The sequence below is a fragment of the Alsobacter sp. genome (assembly GCF_059501845.1).
The window spans coordinates 583,804-599,886 of record NZ_JCACDK010000001.1; the positions used below are offsets into that span (position 1 = coordinate 583,804).

General features: G+C 69.0%; 13 protein-coding genes. 2 read left to right on the forward strand and 11 right to left on the reverse strand.

All coding sequences use genetic code 11. The annotated features are described in order from the left end of the window. Positions 1-47 precede the first annotated feature (47 nt). A complete protein-coding gene (locus AC5JCN_RS02700) occupies positions 48-1,046 on the reverse strand; it encodes a mitochondrial fission ELM1 family protein (protein WP_495753459.1) in 999 nt (332 codons plus the stop codon). 129 nt (positions 1,047-1,175) lie between these two features. On the opposite strand from AC5JCN_RS02700, the gene AC5JCN_RS02705 reads away from it, so the two are divergent. Further along, positions 1,176-1,637: an Lrp/AsnC family transcriptional regulator gene (locus tag AC5JCN_RS02705; RefSeq protein WP_495753460.1), complete on the forward strand. Its 462-nt coding sequence runs from the start codon at positions 1,176-1,178 to the stop codon at positions 1,635-1,637. A 4-nt stretch (positions 1,638-1,641) separates the two neighbouring features. Here AC5JCN_RS02705 and AC5JCN_RS02710 read toward each other — a convergent pair whose 3' ends face one another. From AC5JCN_RS02710 to AC5JCN_RS02750, 9 genes are all read right to left on the reverse strand, one after another. Continuing rightward, positions 1,642-2,169, reverse strand: a complete 528-nt coding sequence (locus AC5JCN_RS02710; protein ID WP_495753461.1) for a hypothetical protein — start codon at positions 2,167-2,169, stop codon at positions 1,642-1,644. Continuing rightward, on the reverse strand, positions 2,153-2,626 hold the full coding sequence (gene greA / locus AC5JCN_RS02715) for a transcription elongation factor GreA (RefSeq protein WP_495753462.1): 474 nt from the start codon (positions 2,624-2,626) through the stop codon (positions 2,153-2,155). The genes AC5JCN_RS02710 and greA overlap by 17 nt, the downstream gene beginning before the upstream one ends. A gap of 117 nt (positions 2,627-2,743) precedes the next feature. After that, a complete protein-coding gene (gene carB / locus AC5JCN_RS02720; RefSeq protein WP_495753463.1) occupies positions 2,744-6,067 on the reverse strand; it encodes a carbamoyl-phosphate synthase large subunit in 3,324 nt (1,107 codons plus the stop codon). A 214-nt stretch (positions 6,068-6,281) separates the two neighbouring features. Further along, positions 6,282-9,449: an efflux RND transporter permease subunit gene (locus tag AC5JCN_RS02725; RefSeq protein WP_495753464.1), complete on the reverse strand. Its 3,168-nt coding sequence runs from the start codon at positions 9,447-9,449 to the stop codon at positions 6,282-6,284. Continuing rightward, positions 9,449-10,669 carry an efflux RND transporter periplasmic adaptor subunit gene (locus tag AC5JCN_RS02730; RefSeq protein WP_495753465.1) on the reverse strand — a complete coding sequence of 407 codons (1,221 nt, stop codon included), beginning with the start codon at positions 10,667-10,669 and terminating at the stop codon, positions 9,449-9,451. Before AC5JCN_RS02730 ends, AC5JCN_RS02725 begins: the two co-directional genes overlap by 1 nt. Continuing rightward, positions 10,666-11,331, reverse strand: coding sequence for a TetR/AcrR family transcriptional regulator (locus tag AC5JCN_RS02735; RefSeq protein WP_495753466.1), 666 nt, complete (start codon positions 11,329-11,331; stop codon positions 10,666-10,668). Before AC5JCN_RS02735 ends, AC5JCN_RS02730 begins: the two co-directional genes overlap by 4 nt. Positions 11,332-11,525: 194 nt before the next feature. After that, the gene (locus tag AC5JCN_RS02740) at positions 11,526-11,729 is read right to left on the reverse strand and encodes a DUF1127 domain-containing protein (RefSeq protein ID WP_495753467.1); all 204 of its coding nucleotides are present in this window, start codon (positions 11,727-11,729) and stop codon (positions 11,526-11,528) included. Positions 11,730-11,879: 150 nt separating this feature from the next. Next, positions 11,880-12,800, reverse strand: coding sequence for a pseudouridine-5'-phosphate glycosidase (locus AC5JCN_RS02745; protein ID WP_495753468.1), 921 nt, complete (start codon positions 12,798-12,800; stop codon positions 11,880-11,882). Continuing rightward, positions 12,797-13,804 (reverse strand): carbohydrate kinase family protein, encoded by a 1,008-nt coding sequence (locus AC5JCN_RS02750; RefSeq protein ID WP_495753469.1) that lies wholly within the window; start codon positions 13,802-13,804, stop codon positions 12,797-12,799. The genes AC5JCN_RS02745 and AC5JCN_RS02750 overlap by 4 nt, the downstream gene beginning before the upstream one ends. Before the next feature lie 44 nt (positions 13,805-13,848). On the opposite strand from AC5JCN_RS02750, the gene AC5JCN_RS02755 reads away from it, so the two are divergent. Continuing rightward, the gene (locus AC5JCN_RS02755) at positions 13,849-15,072 is read left to right on the forward strand and encodes a cytochrome P450 (protein ID WP_495753470.1); all 1,224 of its coding nucleotides are present in this window, start codon (positions 13,849-13,851) and stop codon (positions 15,070-15,072) included. Between the two features lie 3 nt (positions 15,073-15,075). Here the strand turns inward: AC5JCN_RS02755 and AC5JCN_RS02760 are convergent, their stop codons facing one another. Continuing rightward, complete coding sequence (locus AC5JCN_RS02760) at positions 15,076-15,963, reverse strand: MurR/RpiR family transcriptional regulator (RefSeq protein ID WP_495753471.1); 888 nt, start codon at positions 15,961-15,963, stop codon at positions 15,076-15,078. Positions 15,964-16,083 lie beyond the last annotated feature (120 nt).

Below are 16,083 nucleotides of genomic sequence, written 5' to 3' on the forward strand. Positions count from 1 at the left end.
GACCGGGTTGACCTCGGTGGCAGGTGTCGCCGTTGCGGGGGGCCGCGTCAGGCGGGAGAAGCTGTGTCGGAGCCCTGGCGCCGGTGCCAGGCGTCGGCGATCGCGGCTGCGATCAGCGGCGTGGAATCTAGTGCTTCATGTGCATAGCTTTCAAGTCGTCCCTGAAAAGAACGCACAGCTCCTGCGCGAGTCAAGCCGTCGAGATAGCGCTTGATCTTGGCAGCCGAGCCGGGCGACCGTTCAGACGGCTCGAAAACCAGCACGGGCTTGGCCGTGGCGCAGGCCTCCCCGACCATGTTCGTGGAGTCGGCGGTGACGACGACAGCGTCGGCGAGGGCGAGCATGGCGGGATAGGGGTTCTCGCCGGCTCCGTCCCAGAAAAAACCGTGCTTCTGGCGGATGACCGCCTTCACACCCTCGGCAAGTGCAGCGGGCGTGCGCCGCGAAGCCGTTGCCATGAGCCCGGCCCCGCCATTCCCGAGGGCCGCCACCTGCGCCGTCAGGCGTACGATGTCGTCCCCGGTGAAACGGTAGGCCTTGCTGTCGCCGCCCAGGACCAGAGCCACCCTGGGTTGCTTCAGCGGGGCGAGCCGAGGATCGGGCGAGGCCCGCAAGGCCGCCAGCCGCGCCGCCGAGATCCTGTGCGGGGCAGTGGGCGTGACCATCACGTTCGGACCGCGCAGCGGATCGTGTTCCGGCACCCAGATGAAGTCCGCGGTCCCGGGCCCCGTGCGCGGGTCCTTGAGGAAGACGGTGAAGGTGCGCCCCGCCGAGGCGGACTTCAGCGCCCGGAGATACGTGACCGCCCTCCGACCCGAGGCGATGGCAATGTCCGGGAAAGGCCGTGCGAGCGGACCGCCGGCCCGTCCGGGCGCCTCGCGCGGATCCGGCGGCCCCCATGGCATCAGCCAAGACCAGGGGATGCGCGGCGCGATCCGCTTCACCTCGGCGGACAGGCCCAGCGCGTCCGCGACGCCGAGGCACTGCGTCTCGTCACCCGCCTTCCCGTCGGTCACGACCCAGCAGGTGGTGGATGGCGGCAGCATGGCGGGGATCCGGGGAGAGTGCGGGGCACTCCTACTCTTTTTCCCCGCCGCGCGACAGGGCAGGGCCGCAGGGCCTGTTCACGCCGCCGGGCGGCGGCTAGACAGGGGCGCCTTCATCGCGGGTGATGCTTGAACCTCGACCTGGACGAAACAGACCTCAGGATTTTGCGCGAGCTGCAGGCCGATGGCCGCATGACCAATGTCGAGCTGGCCCGCCGCCTCGGCATGTCCGCCCCGCCCTGCCTCAGGCGTGTCCGGGCTCTGGAAGAGGCCGGGATCATCCGCGGATACCGCGCCCTCGTGGACCAGCGGGCGCTGGGCTACGAGGTCGTGTTCTTCGCCTTCGTCCAGCTCGCCAGCCAGGCCGAGGCGGACCTTTCGGCATTCCAGGAAACGATCCGCTCGTGGCCGGCCGTGCGCGAGTGCTGGACGCTGTCGGGCGACATCGACTTCATGCTGAAATGCGTGGCCGCAGACCTCCGCGCCTTCCAGTCGATCGTCACCGACCTCACGGGCCTCGCAAACGTCCGCACGCTGCGGACCGCCGTGGCACTCGATCGGGTGAAAGACGATCCCATCGCGCCGGTCTAGCGCGTCAGCCCAGCTTCTTGGCGATCCAGAAGCCGAGTGCATTGACGAGCGCCTGAACGCGCCGCCACTCGCTGCGGGGGTCGACGACGGGGCCGCCGAAGGAGGCCGGCTGGTTGGCGAGGATGGGGAAGGTGTCGAGCACTTCGCGGCCCTTCACCACCGAGACGTTCGCGTCGATGAAGTCGAGGGGCGAGTCGCTGAAGCCGAACCGGAACATGTTGTCCCCGCCGCCGCCGAGACCACCATACATGGCGAGCGTCACGGACTTTATGTTGACGACGATGTCAGGCGCTCCGCGCACCCCGGTGCGGCCGCCGAGAGCCGAGGTGACGGCTTGCGCGACCATGGGCCGGATGTTGGCACCGAGTTCGCCACTGCCATTCGCCGTCATCGCCGAGGTGTCGACGATGACCCGGCCGAAGGGACCGCCGGCGGTCTTCGACGGCGTCGCCGAGACGCAACCTGCGAGGCCTGCCGCGAGCGCCGCGAGGCCCGTGCCCAGCAGGGCCCGGCGGTCAATGGAACGCGACATCGACGATTTCATAGCTCTTTCCTCCGCCGGGCGTGTTCACCTCCACCGTGTCGCCGGACTTCTTGCCGATCAGGGCACGGGCGATAGGAGAGGTGATGGAGACGCGGCCGGACTTCACGTCGGCCTCGGATTCGCCGACGATCTGGTAGGTCTTCTCTTCCTCGGTGTCCTCGTCGATGAGCTTCACCGTGGCGCCGAATTTGATGGTCGAGCCTGACAGCTTCGAGACGTCGATGATCTCGGCACGCGAGAGCTTGTCCTCGAGCTCCGCGATCCGCCCCTCGTTGAGGGACTGCTGTTCCTTGGCCGCGTGGTACTCGGCGTTCTCGGACAGGTCGCCATGTGAGCGCGCCTCGGCGATCGCCTGGATGATGCGCGGGCGCTCGACCTGCTGGCGCTGACGCAACTCTTCCTCCAGCGCCTTGTAGCCCCCCGGCGTCAACGGAATCTTGTCCATAGTGCCTTCCATGCTCCAAACACTGGGCCACAGAAACAGTTCCGGGCCCGAATCCGGGCCCGTGACCGCAAGTACCGCGTCCGCTGGTCCAAGGGCGGACGCGATCTCTCAGGTGCGTTACGCGAAGTAGTCCTGCAAGGCCCTGACCTCGAGATCCCCCGCCCGGTAGGCGCGGATCCCTTCGGCGGCGGCCACCGCGCCGGCTAGCGTGGTATAGTAGGGCACTTTATGCAAGAGGGCCGCACGGCGTAGCGAGCGCGAGTCCGAGAGGGCCTGCTTGCCTTCGGTCGTGTTGAAGACGAGCTGGATGCCGCCATTCTTGATCGCGTCCACGACATGCGGTCGGCCTTCCAGCACCTTGTTGATCTTGCCAGCTGCCACGCCGTTCTGCTCCAGGTAGCGCTGCGTGCCCGAGGTGGCGACGATCTTGAAGCCGAGGCTGGCGAGCGTGCGCATGGTTTCGAGGATGCGGGGCTTGTCGTCCTCGCGGACGGAGACGAACACCGTTCCCTCCGTCGGGACCTTGGTGCCCGACCCCAGCTGGCTCTTGGCGAAGGCCACCCCGAAGGAGTGGTCGAGACCGATCACCTCTCCCGTCGAGCGCATCTCCGGGCCGAGCAGAACGTCCACGCCCGGGAAACGCGCGAAGGGGAACACCGCTTCCTTGACCCCGATATGGTCGTACTCGCTCCGCTTCAGGCCAAAGGAGGCGAGGCTCTCTCCCGCCATGATGCGCGACGCGATCTTGGCCAGCGGCTGGCCGATCACCTTGGCGACGAAAGGCACGGTGCGCGACGCGCGGGGGTTCACCTCCAGCACATAGATGTCGCCGTCCTTCAGCGCGTACTGGACGTTCATCAGGCCACCGACCTGTAGCGCGAGGGCGAGATCCCTCGTCTGGCGCTCCAGTTCCGCGATCGTCTCGGGCTTCAGGGAGTGCGGAGGCAGGGAGCAGGCGCTGTCGCCCGAATGGATGCCGGCCTCCTCGATGTGCTCCATGATGCCGGCGACGAAAACGTCCTTGCCGTCGCTCAGGCAGTCGACGTCGACCTCGATGGCATCCGACAGATAGCGGTCGAAGAGCAGCGGGTTCTTGCCCAGCACCGTGTTGATCTGGCCCGTCTTGTCGTTGGGGTAGCGGGCCTTGATGTCGTTGGGAACGAGCTCCGGCAGGGTGCCCAGGAGGTAGCGGTCGAAAGCGGTCTCGTCGCGGATGATCTCCATCGCCCGGCCGCCCAGCACGTAGGACGGGCGCACCACGACGGGCAGGCCAAGTTCCTGCAGCACCAGCCGGCTCTGCTCGACGGAGTAGGCGATGCCGTTCTGCGGCTGCTTCAGGCCGAGCTTGTCGAGCAGGCGCTTGAAGCGGTCGCGATCCTCGGCGAGGTCGATGGCTTCCGGCGAGGTGCCGAGGATGGTGATCCCGGCCTGCTCGAGCGCATGGGCAAGCTTCAGTGGCGTCTGGCCGCCGAACTGCACGATGACGCCGACGAGAGTGCCGTTCTCCTTCTCCTTCGCCAGGATCTCCAGCACGTCCTCGGCCGTCAGCGGCTCGAAGTAGAGGCGATCCGACGTGTCGTAGTCGGTCGAGACCGTCTCCGGATTGCAGTTGATCATGATCGTCTCGAACCCGGCGTCCGAGAGCGCGAAGCACGCATGGCAGCAGCAATAGTCGAACTCGATGCCCTGGCCGATCCGGTTCGGGCCGCCGCCTAGGATGACGATCTTGCGGCGCGCGGACGGTGCGGCCTCGTCCGCCGGCCGGCCGGCGAAGGGCGGGGCGTAGGTCGAGTACATGTAGGCGGTCGGGGAGGCGAACTCCGCCGCGCAGGTGTCGATGCGCTTGTAGACGGGGCGCACGTCCAGCGCCTGCCGGCGACGCGTCACCTCCGCCTCGGACAATTTGGCCAGCACGCTCAGCCGCGCGTCGGAGAAGCCCATGGCCTTGAGCTGGCGGAAGGCGCCCGGCGTGGCGGGAAGTCCCCAGGCCGCGATCTTCGCCTCGGTATCGACGATGCCCTTGATCTCGCGCAGGAACCACGGGTCGATCTTGCAGGACTGGTGGGCCTGGTCGACGTCGAACCCGAGCCGCATGGCCTGCGCCACCTTGAGCAGGCGGTCGGGCGTCGGCGTGCCCAGCGCGGCGCGGATGGCGTTCTTGTCGTCGCCCTGGCCGAGTCCCTCGATCTCGATCTCGTCGAGGCCGGTGAGGCCCGTCTCCAGCGAGCGGAGCGCCTTCTGCAGCGATTCCTGGAAGGTGCGCCCGATGGCCATGGCCTCGCCGACCGACTTCATGGCCGTGGTCAGCGTCGGCTCGGCGCCAGGGAATTTCTCGAAGGCGAAGCGCGGGATCTTGGTGACGACGTAGTCGATCGTCGGCTCGAAGGATGCCGGCGTGGCGCCTCCCGTGATGTCGTTGGCGATTTCGTCCAGCGTGTAGCCGACGGCGAGCTTGGCGGCGACCTTGGCGATAGGGAAGCCGGTGGCCTTCGACGCCAGCGCCGAGGAGCGCGACACGCGCGGGTTCATCTCGATCACGATCATCCGGCCGTTTTCCGGGTCGATCGCGAACTGCACGTTGGAGCCGCCGGTCTCCACGCCGATCTCGCGCAGCACCGCCAGCGAGGCGTCGCGCATGATCTGGTATTCCTTGTCGGTCAGCGTCAGCGCCGGCGCGACGGTGATGCTGTCGCCCGTGTGCACGCCCATCGGGTCGATGTTCTCGATGGAGCAGACGATGATGCAGTTGTCCGCCTTGTCGCGGACGACCTCCATCTCGAATTCCTTCCAGCCGAGAACGCTTTCCTCGATCAGCACCTCGTTGGTCGGCGAGGCGTCAATGCCGCGCTCGACGATCTCGATGAACTCCGCCTTGTTGTAGGCGATGCCGCCGCCCGTGCCGCCCAGCGTGAAGGAGGGGCGGATGATGGCGGGCAGGCCGATGTCGGTCAGCGCCTCGAGCGCGGCCGAAAGCGTCTTGATGTGATGCGAACGGGGCGTGTCGAGCCCGATCTTCGTCATCGCGTTGCGGAAGAGCTCGCGGTCTTCCGCCTTGTCGATGGCCTCCGCCGTGGCGCCGATCATCTCGACGCCGTAGGTCTCCAGCACGCCCATCTTCTTCAGCGAGAGAGCGCAGTTGAGTGCCGTCTGGCCGCCCATGGTCGGCAGAAGCGCGAAGCCGCCGGGGACGGCGTGGCGCTCTTTCTCGATGATCTTCGCCACGATCTCGGGCGTGATCGGCTCGACATAGGTGCGGTCGGCGAGCTCGGGGTCCGTCATGATCGTCGCCGGGTTCGAGTTGACCAGGACGATGCGGTAGCCCTCTTCCTTCAGCGCCTTGATCGCCTGCGTGCCCGAATAGTCGAACTCGCACGCCTGGCCGATGACGATCGGGCCGGCGCCGATGACGAGGATGGTGGCGATGTCGGTGCGCTTGGGCATGTCACTCTTTTCGGTTGGCGGCCGGCAATCGGCTCCGGCCGTTACGAAAACAGGCCCGGACGGGCCTGCGCGCGTCGATGCGCGCCGGCTCGCAGCCTCCGGGGAAGCTCGTGCGGCGCGCGCGGATCGTGGGCGACTTCGTGCTGAAGTCGCGAGTTCCTAGACGAGAATCGCGGGGGAGGGAAGGGGGAGCGGACGGCCGTCCCCCTCCGGCTTACTCCGCCGCCACCGGCAGATGCGGGCCTTCCCTCCGCGCCCCGCCGAGCGCCGCCGCGGCGGCCGGGCCTGCCGGGGTGGCGTGACCCGCCACTGCCTCGTCCGGCTCGTCGCGCGCGCCGATGAAGCGGCCGAAGACCCAGCTCAGGAAGCGGCCGACGTCGTCCATCACCAGGAACACGGCCGGCACGAACACCAGCGAGAGCAGGGTGGAGACCAGCAGGCCGCCGATGACAGCGATGGCCATCGGGGCGCGGAACTCGCCGCCGTCGCCGAAGGCGAGCGCGCTCGGCACCATGCCGGCGCACATGGCGATGGTGGTCATCACGATCGGCCGGGCGCGCTTGCGGCCGGCTTCCACCACTGCCGTGCGCCGGTCGACGCCCTTTGCCATCGCCTCGACGGCGAAGTCCACGAGCATGATGGCGTTCTTCGTGACGATGCCCATCAGCATCAGCAGGCCGATGACGACCGGCATCGAGACGGGCTTGTTGGTCGCGATCAGCGCCAGCACGACGCCGCCGAAGGAGAGCGGCAGCGAGAACAGGATGGTGACCGGCTGCAGGAAGCTGCCGAACAGCAGCACCAGCACCGCAAACACCATCAGCATGCCCGCGCCCATCGCCATGGCGAAGCCCTGGAAAACCTCCTCCATGACCTCCGCGTCTCCCGAGGTCCGGATCTGGACGCCGGGAGGCAGCGACTTCGCCGCCGGGAGCTGCATGATCTCCTCGATCACCTGGCCCAGCGCGTCGGTGCCATTGAGGTCGGCCTCCACTGCCACGCGGCGCACGCGGTCGTAGCGCTCGACGCTGGTCGGGCCGAGCCCGAACTCCACGTCCGCCACCGCCGCGAGCGGGACCGACCCGCCCCGGGCGGTCGGCACCTTCAGGCTCTCGATGACGCCGCGGTCGCCGCGCCAGCGCTCGTCGAGCTGCACGCGGATCGGGATCTGCCGGTCGCCCACGTCGAACTTGGCAAGGTTGGCGCCGATGTCGCCAATTGTCGCCACGCGCACCGTCTCGGCGATGGTGTCGGTGGAGACGCCGAGGTCGGCCGCGAGGTCGGTACGCGGCTTGATGCGGATCTCCGGCCGGTCGAGCGAGGCGGTCGAGACCGGGCTCTGGATCGTCGGCATGTTCCGCATCTCGCTCACGAGGCGGGCGCCGACATCGGCCACGACGGCGGTATCGTCGCCGGTGACGAGCAGCGAGAGGCCGCGCTGGCCGTTCTCGTTGAGCAGCCAGAAGCGGATGTCGGGTATCTCCGCGAGATCGGCGAGGATCGAACGCTCGAGCTGCTTCTGGTTGACCGTGCGCGCGGCCTTGTTGACGTAGTTGACGGTGATCGTCGCCTTGCGGACTTCGCCGCTGGCATTGGGAATGCGACCGCCGTCGACGAAAACGTTGCGCACCTCGGGCCGCTGGCGCAGCCGGGCCACGACGCCGTCGGTGACCGTCCGCGTGTCATCCAGCCGCGAGCCAGGCGCCAGTTCCACGACGAAGAGCGAGCGGGCGGTGTCCTCCGCCGGCAGGAAGCCGGAGGGCAGGATGCGGGTGGAATAGATGGACCCGGCGAAGAGCGCGAGGCCAAAGATGACCGTCAGGAAGCGGTGGCGTGCGGACCACGACACGAGCCGCGTGTAGCCTCGCATGACGAAGCCGTCATGCTTGGCCTCGGGGTGCGGCTTGCCCCGCATCAGGTAGGCCGCCATCATCGGCGTGATCAGGCGCGCCACGAGGAGCGAGAAGAGCACGGCGACGGCGACGGTCAGGCCGAACTGCCGGAAGTACTGGCCCGCGATGCCGCCCATGAAGCTCACCGGCGCGAACACCGCGACGATGGTGAAGGTGATGGCGATGACCGCCAGCCCGATTTCGTCGGCACCCTCGATGGCAGCGCGATAGGCCGACTTGCCCATCCGCATGTGTCTGACGATGTTCTCGATCTCGACGATCGCGTCGTCGACGAGAATGCCGGTCACCAGCGTGATGGCGAGCAGGCTGACGAGGTTCAGCGAGAAGCCCAGCGTCTGCATCGCCCAGAAGGTCGGGACGATGGACAGCGGCAGGGCGATGGCCGCGACGATGGTGGCGCGCCAGTCCCTCAGGAAGATGAACACGACGAGCACTGCGAGTGCCGCGCCTTCCAGCAGCGTGTCCATGGCCGAGTGGTAGTTGCCCTCGGTGTAGGTGACGTAGCTGTCGAAGAGCGCCAGCTTCACGTCGGGCCGCTTGGCCTCGATCTCGGCGACACGCTTGTCGACCGCCGCGGCCACGGTGACGTCGCTCGCCCCGCGCGAGCGGGACACGGCGAAGCCGACCACGGGCTCGCCGTCGAGCCGCGCGAAGGTGCGGGCCTCGGCGGGGCCGTCGGTGACGGAGCCGAGTTCGTCCAGCCTCACCTTGCGGCCGCCGGGCAGCGCGATCATCGACGAGCGCAGTTCCTCGACGGAGGTCGTGCCCGCGAGCGTGCGGATCGACTGTTCCTGCGTGCCCACCTCGCCGCGTCCGCCTGCGAGGTCGACATGGGTGGCGCGCAACTGGCGGTTGACGTCGGCAGCGGTGATGCCGAAAGAGGCGAGCCTGTCGGGATCGAGCGCGATGCGGATCTCGCGGTCGACGCCGCCGATGCGCTCGACCTTGGAAACACCCCTCACCGACTGCAGTTCGCGCGCGACGACATCGTCGACGTACCAGGACAGCTCTTCCGGCGAGAGCGCCGGAGCCGATGCGGCATAGGTCACGACCGGCAGGCCGGCGATGTCGACCCGGGACGTGACCGGCTCGTCGATGGTGCGCGGCAGGTCGGCGCGGATGCGCGCAACGGCATCCTTCACGTCGTTCAGGGCGCGGTCGCTGTCGACCTCCAGCCGGAACTCGATCGTGGTGGTGGAGCTGCCGTCGGAGACGGAGGAGATGACGTGCTTCACCCCGTTCACGCCGGCCACGGCGTTCTCGACGATGCGGGTGACCTGCGTCTCCAGCTCGGCGGGAGCTGCGCCGGACTGGGTGACAGTGACCGACACGATGGGGATGTCGATGTTGGGGAAGCGCGTGATGGGCAGCGCACGGAAGCTCAGTATGCCGAGCAGCCCGACCACCAGGAACAGGACGATGGAGGGGACCGGCTTGCGGATCGCCCAGGCCGAGACGTTGTACGACATCACTGCGCTCCCGACGTCGAAGCGGTGGTTTCAGGCGCCGCGGTCTTGCCGGCGTCGGCTGAGAGCTGGCGCACGGCATCGCCATTGCGCAGGAACGGTGCAGCCTTGGCGACCACGGACTCGCCCTCGGCCAGTCCCGAGAGGATCTCGGTGCGGCCGTCGGCGGTGATGCCGGTCTTGACGTCGCGGGTCTCGACCCGGCCGTCCTTCACCACCTGAACGCGCGGCGTGCCGGTCGAGAAGAGCAACGCGGAGGTCGGCACCGCGATGCCGTCGCGCTCGGCGACGACGATGTCGGCGCGCGCGAAGGCGCCGATGCGCAGGTCGGGGTCGCGCGGCAGCGCGATCCGCACGAGGCCGAGGCGGGTGGACCTGTCCACCTCCGCCGGCATCAGGCGGACCGTTCCCTCGATCGTCTTGCCGCCGACCGGCGTTACGAGCACGCGTGCGCCCGGCTTCAGCCCGGCGAGATGGGTCTCCAGCACCTCCGCCTCCAGCTCCACCTCGCCATTGGCGATAATGCGGAACATGGGGTCGCCGGTCAGCGAGGAGAGGGCGCCAAGCCGCACGGTGCGGCGGCTGACAATCCCCGCGACGGGCGCTTTCAGCTCGGTCCTGGCCAGCTTGAGGGCCAGTTCGTGGCGCTGGGCTTCCGCGGAGGCCTTGTCCGCCTGGGCGATGGCAAGCCCGTTGCGGGTGGCGGAGACGCGCGCCTCGGCGGTGCGAGCCGCGGCGGTGCGCTGGTCGAGCAGCTCGAGAGTGGCGTTGCCGGACTCGCGCAGCGCGACGGTGCGGGCGAGGGCCGCCTTGGCTTCCGTCAGGGCCGCGTCGGCCTGCGGGATCTGGTCGTTGGCCTGGGCGATCGCGGCCTCGGCGCGTGTGATGCTCGCGGCGTTCTGCGCCATCTGCGCTTCCAGCGTGTCGCGCGAGAGGCGCGCCAGCACTTGCCCGGCCTCGACCTTGTCGCCCTCGTCGGCGTGCAGGGACATGACGCGCAGCCCGTCGACTTCCGGCGCGACCAGCACCTCGTCGCGGGCGACGAGATTGCCGGACACGACGAGCCTCTCGACCATGCGGCGCCGTTCCGCCTTGGCGGCGCTGATGCCCGGCAGGGCCAGTGTCCTGGTCGCGCCCGGGGCGGCAGGCTTTTCCTGCGCAAAGACGGGCAGCGGAGAGAGAATGGCGGCCAGAGCGGCCGCGCCGATCAGGGAACGGATCATGACGTGCTCTCGGAGGAGGGGGCCGTGGCGTCGGGCGCCTGGCCGGTAAAGGGAAGGAGGGCGCCGGCGAAGACGGCCCGGAACATCGCTGCGCCCCGGGCGAGCTCGGCAGCACCGTCGAAATCAGGCTCCAGCGCGCGGCGCTTGCAGAACCCGTCGGCCATCGTCATCAGCAACCAGACGAGCCAGTCGGGATCGACGCCGGGGTGGATCTGCCCCTTGCGCTGGGCATCGCGGAAGGCCTCGGCCATGAAGCCGCGCACCTCGTTCTCCATGCCGCAGCAGAAACGGGCAACCTGCGGGTTGCGTGTCGCCTCGGACCAGATCTCGACCGCCAGGACCATCTTGTCGCGCGGGTCCTCGATCAGGTGCTTGCGGCCGATGCGCTCGAAGGCCGTGAAGAACTCGTCCGAATCCGCCATCGCAGCGAAATCGCTCGACATCTCCTCGCGGTCGCGCTCGGCCAGGCCCGCCTGGATCGCGTCCTTGGAGGGGAAGTAGCGGTACAGGTTACCGGCGCTCATGCCCGCTTCCGCAGCGACGTCCTGCATGGTGGTCCGGTGGAAGCCGTTGCGGATGAAGCAGCGCTCGGCCGCATCGAGGATGCGGGCGCGGCGCTCGTGGCCGGTATCCGGTGTGCTCGTGGCGGGGAGAAGGGTCATCGGGGCCTATGAGAATGAACGTTCATTCTCGACATAGGCGAGCGTTGGCGCGTGGTCAAGATCGGCCTTGTGCTGCTGACGATCTGCTGCCGAGGTTCAGCCTTTGGTACGCAGACGGATCACCGCCGGATTTGCCGCGGCGGTACCGGGTCACGGCGCGTGTTGCCGCGAACCCGGTCGCACAGAAGCCTTCGCTACAGCTGCTCGATGTCCGTGCGGGAAAGGCCGAGGTCGCGCAGGGTGCGCTGGTCGAGGCCCATCAACATCCGGCGCGTGCGCGTCACGCGGTACTCCTCGACGATGCGCCGGCGCAGCCACCGCACGCCATTGGCCGCGGCGGACAGGAGGAAGAGTGGCGCGGTGCGACGCAGGCCCGCGCGGCCGATGAGCGTCGTCATGGTTCGTCTCCGGTCTGGATCGTTGGGCGCGTTCGTCTCACGCGCCCTGGCAGGGCCAGCCCAATGGGCACAGCCGACTGGGCCCACCATGCTCTTCGCACTGCAACAGGGCAGTGCGGCGGCGCACAATGCGATCAGGAGGCGGAGGCGTCAGCCGGCGAGCGCGACAGCGATCCCGGCGGCAAGGCGGGCGTTGTTCTTCACCAGCGCGATGTTGGCGGCGAGGCTGCGCCCCTCCGTCATCTCCACGATCCGCCGCAGCAGGAAGGGCGTCACCTTCTTGCCGGATACGCCGCTGCGCGAGGCCTCCGCGAGGGCGGCGTCGATGACACTGCCGATCTCGGAAGCGGCGATCTCCGCCTCTGCTGGGACGGGATTGGCTATCAGCGCCCCGCCAGCCAGTCCCAGCCGCCACTTCGCGGTGAGAAAGGCGGCGATCTCCCCGGCCGTGTCGAGCCGCAGAGGTGCCGGCAGGCCGCTCTTGCGCGAGTAGAAGGCGGGGAATTCATCCGTCCCGACGCCGATCACCGGAACGCCGGCGGTCTCCAGAGCCTCCAGCGTGGCGGGCAGGTCGAGGATCGCCTTCGCGCCCGCGGAGACCACGGCGACGTTCGTGCGGCCGAGTTCGGTGATGTCGGCGGAAATGTCGAAGCTCTCCTGCGCGCCGCGATGCACGCCTCCGACGCCGCCTGTCGCGAAGACGGAGATGCCCGCCAGCGCGGCGAGCCGCATTGTGGCGGCAACGGTGGTGGCACCGTCGAGGCCCTTCGACACGCAATAGGGAAGATCGAGCGTGGACAGCTTGAGGATACCCTGCGTCGAGGCAAGTTTCTCCAGCGCCGCGGGCTCTAGCCCTACGGTCGGCCTGCCGGATAGCACGGCGATGGTGGCGGGCACTGCGCCTTCCTCGCGGACGATGGCCTCGACGCTCCGCGCGGTCTCCAGATTGGCCGGGTAGTCCATGCCATGGGCGATGATGGTCGATTCCAGCGCCACGACCGGCCGTCCGGCCGCGAGCGCCTCGCGCACCTCGCCGGAGAGGACGAGGTCGGGATGCGGGACGCCGGTCATGATCCGCTCCGCTGCGGGGGATTGAAGGATGGGCCTGATCCACGTCCCGCCGTGGCGAGCGCCGCGGCCAGGGATTGCGGCACGCTGTCTGTGCTGGCGACCGCTTCGCGGGCCGCCGTTTGCCCGGCCTGCGCTGCGGCGGCGAGGCCGCTGCCCTGGCGCAGCGACCAGATCGCGGCGGCAAAGGCCGCGTCGCCGCCCCCGGTGACGTCCTCCAGCGGGCCGGGGCGCGCGGGGATCATGCGCGACTCGTCCGGCGTCGAGACGAGGACGCCCTGGTGGCCCAGGCCGACGAGCAGGCGCTGGACGCCGCGCATGTGCAGGCGGGTGGTGGCGCGGCGGATATCGTCCTGGCTGGAGGTCGACACCCCCGAGACGGCGGGCAGCTCGTCCCCGTTCGGCGTCATCAGCGCCACCGGCACGCCGGCGTCGAGCAGCGTCACGATGCGTGCGGCCTTGGGCACGGACACGGGTTCGAGCGCCAGCGGAACGCCGTGCCGGGCGGCCGCGAGTCCCAGCGCGACCAGCGTCTCGGGCGCCAGGTTTGCGTCGGCCACGACCAGCGCGGCCTCCGCAATATTCTGCTCCAGCGCCGCGACGCGAACCGGCGTCAGCGCCGACATCACCTCCATCCCGGACACGCCGATGAAGAGTTCGCCCTTCGGATCCAGCGTGGCGACGTAGACGCCGGTTGGTGCCGCGGCGCGCTGGACGAGCGAGCAGTCGATGCCGGCCGCCTCGCACGCGGCGACGAGACCGTCTCCGGCGGCGTCGCGGCCGACGGCGGTGATCAGCGAAACCTCCTCGCCGAGCAGCGCCAGCGCATGCGCGATATTGCGGCCGACGCCGCCCGCTCCCACGATCACGCTGCCGGGATTTGAGGTTCCTGTCTTCGGGGCGCGGTGCATGCGCGCCTTGACGTCGAGATTGGCGCCTCCGGCCACCAGGATGCGGCCCGGCCTCTGGAAGGCCGGCACGGGCCCATCGACTTTTTCCACGCCCATTCCACAATCCCCCGGCGCGGGCGTACCGCGCACCCGGAGCGCCCATGTCCCGACCCGCAGCGCGCAGCCTCGACCTCGACCCGCGCGACGACAGTTTCGTCCAGAATCCTTATCCCGCCTATCACGAGATCCGGGCGCGCAGCCCGTTCTTTTTCTGGGACCAGTACGGGTTCTGGTGCGCGGCCTCGCACCGGCTCGTCTCCGCCCTGTTGCGGGACCGGCGGTTCGGACGCCAGATCCTCCACGTGATGGACCGCGAGGAGCTGGGCTGGCCCGAACCGCCCGAGCATCTGAGCGCATTCCTGGATGTCGACCGCCATTCCCTCCTGGAACTCGAGCCTCCGTCGCACACCCGGCTGAGGACGTTGGTGAACCGGGCCTTCGTATCCCGGCAGGTGGAGCGGCTGCGTCCGCGTGTCGAGGCGCTCGCGCATGAGCTCATCGACGGCTTCGAAGGGCGCGGCACGACCGAGCTGATCGAGAGCTTCGCCACGCCCATCCCGGTCATCGTCATCGCCGAGCTCCTCGGCGTTCCGCGGGAGGAGACGCCGCGCCTGCTCGACTGGTCTCACCGGATGGTGGCCATGTACCAGTTCGGCCGGGACAGGGGGGTCGAGGACGCTGCTGCTGCGGCGGCAGCCGACTTCGCCGCCTATCTGCGGGAAATAGTCATCGAGCGCCGAAGGGTGCCACGTGACGATCTGGTGAGCCATCTCGTCGCGGCGCACGAGCGGGAGGACAGGCTCAGCGAGGACGAACTTGTCTCGACCTGCATCCTCCTGCTGAACGCCGGCCACGAAGCGACCGTCCACGCCGCCGGAAACGGCGTGAAAGGGTTGCTCGAGGCAGGCATCGACACCGGAACGGCCTTTGCGGGCGAGGCAGCCACGGCCCGGACCGTCGAGGAACTGCTGCGGCACGACCCGCCGCTCCATCTCTTCACCCGCTACGCGCTGGAGGATGTCGAGATCGAGGGCGTCACGATCCGGCGTGGCGAGACGGTGGGGCTGCTGCTCGCGGCCGCCAATCGCGACCCGGCACGCTTCGAGGCTCCCGACCTGCTCGACCCGCGTCGCGATGCGACGGCACAGCTGTCCTTCGGCGCCGGAATCCACTTCTGCGTCGGCGCGCCGCTCGCCCGCCTGGAACTGCAGGTCGCGCTTCCCATCCTGTTCCGGCGGCTTCGCGGACTGCGCATGGCGGCGGTGCCGCGCTACCGCGACAGCTACCACTTCCACGGCCTGGAGCGGCTCGACCTCGCCTGGTGACAATCAGGGCTGGCCGCGCAGGGCCTCGATGTCGCCCATGCGCCCGGCGGCGTCAGGCCACACGGTCTCCGTGACCGCAGCCAGGATGGCCTCCACGAGAGCGAGCGTGGCCACTGCGGAGTCCCAGCGCGACGGCACCCGCACGCGCGCTGCCACGATGTGGCTCGCCACCTTGGCGATGGGCGACAGCCACTGGTCGGTGAACAGCACCACGGTCGCCCGCCGCTTGGCGACGGCCTCGGCCAGACGCACCACGTCTTCCTGGTAGCGCCGGATGTCGAAGCAGACGAGGACGTCGCGCCTGTCCATGTCGACGGCGAGCTCGGCCCACGCTCCGGGCTGCTGCGCGACATGCGTCACGCCCGGCCTGAGGATCCGCAGGTGGCTGGCGAAGTAGCGGGCCAGTGCATCGCCAAAACGACCGCCCACGAGGTGAATGCGCCGGCGGGGGTCGGCGAGCAGGGCGACAATACCCTCGAAGTCGGCATCCGACAGCGCCTCGGCCGTCGCAACGACGTTGGCGGCCGACTGGCGCGCGAAATGCACCGAGCGTCTGTCCGGCGCGCCGGAGGCGACCTCCTTGGCGAGCGGCGACTGCAGCCGCGCCTCGAGCTCGGCGCGTAGCTTCTTCTGGAAGTCGAGGTAGCTGACATGGCCCAGCCGCGAGCACAGCCGGAGGATGGAGGGTGCGGAAACGCCGGCACGGGCGGCGAACTCGGCGGCAGTCTCCAGCCCGGCGAACGGATAGTTCGAGAGGAGGGTCTGGGCGGCCCTCCTTTCACTCGGCGGCAGCTCGGCCATGCGCTCGTGCAGTACCGCCGCCACCGTTGGCCCGCCTGCCTCGTCGTGGCCAACCGGATCCGGGGAGAGCCTTTCTGCGCTGCCGTCCATCTCTCTTCCCGCCAAGCTGGGTCTTTGCCTTTGGGTCCGCCAAGTCTGCATTTCGGCCCGAGGGCTGCAAACCGGAAACGAACGAGCCGTTGACAAGCTCCCGGTGAGTGTAATCAAAAT

Bases quoted from the DNA above. Each gene is read 5' to 3' on its own strand.
- AC5JCN_RS02745 (WP_495753468.1), bottom strand. From the start codon at position 12,800: ATGACCGGCGTCCCGCATCCCGACCTCGTCCTCTCCGGCGAGGTGCGC.
- AC5JCN_RS02710 (WP_495753461.1), bottom strand. From the start codon at position 2,169: ATGTCGCGTTCCATTGACCGCCGGGCCCTGCTGGGCACGGGCCTCGCG.
- AC5JCN_RS02760 (WP_495753471.1), bottom strand. From the start codon at position 15,963: ATGGACGGCAGCGCAGAAAGGCTCTCCCCGGATCCGGTTGGCCACGAC.
- AC5JCN_RS02755 (WP_495753470.1), top strand. From the start codon at position 13,849: ATGTCCCGACCCGCAGCGCGCAGCCTCGACCTCGACCCGCGCGACGAC.
- greA (WP_495753462.1), bottom strand. From the start codon at position 2,626: ATGGACAAGATTCCGTTGACGCCGGGGGGCTACAAGGCGCTGGAGGAA.
- AC5JCN_RS02700 (WP_495753459.1), bottom strand. From the start codon at position 1,046: ATGCTGCCGCCATCCACCACCTGCTGGGTCGTGACCGACGGGAAGGCG.
- carB (WP_495753463.1), bottom strand. From the start codon at position 6,067: ATGCCCAAGCGCACCGACATCGCCACCATCCTCGTCATCGGCGCCGGC.
- AC5JCN_RS02735 (WP_495753466.1), bottom strand. From the start codon at position 11,331: ATGACCCTTCTCCCCGCCACGAGCACACCGGATACCGGCCACGAGCGC.
- AC5JCN_RS02725 (WP_495753464.1), bottom strand. From the start codon at position 9,449: ATGTCGTACAACGTCTCGGCCTGGGCGATCCGCAAGCCGGTCCCCTCC.
- AC5JCN_RS02740 (WP_495753467.1), bottom strand. From the start codon at position 11,729: ATGACGACGCTCATCGGCCGCGCGGGCCTGCGTCGCACCGCGCCACTC.
- AC5JCN_RS02730 (WP_495753465.1), bottom strand. From the start codon at position 10,669: ATGATCCGTTCCCTGATCGGCGCGGCCGCTCTGGCCGCCATTCTCTCT.
- AC5JCN_RS02750 (WP_495753469.1), bottom strand. From the start codon at position 13,804: ATGGGCGTGGAAAAAGTCGATGGGCCCGTGCCGGCCTTCCAGAGGCCG.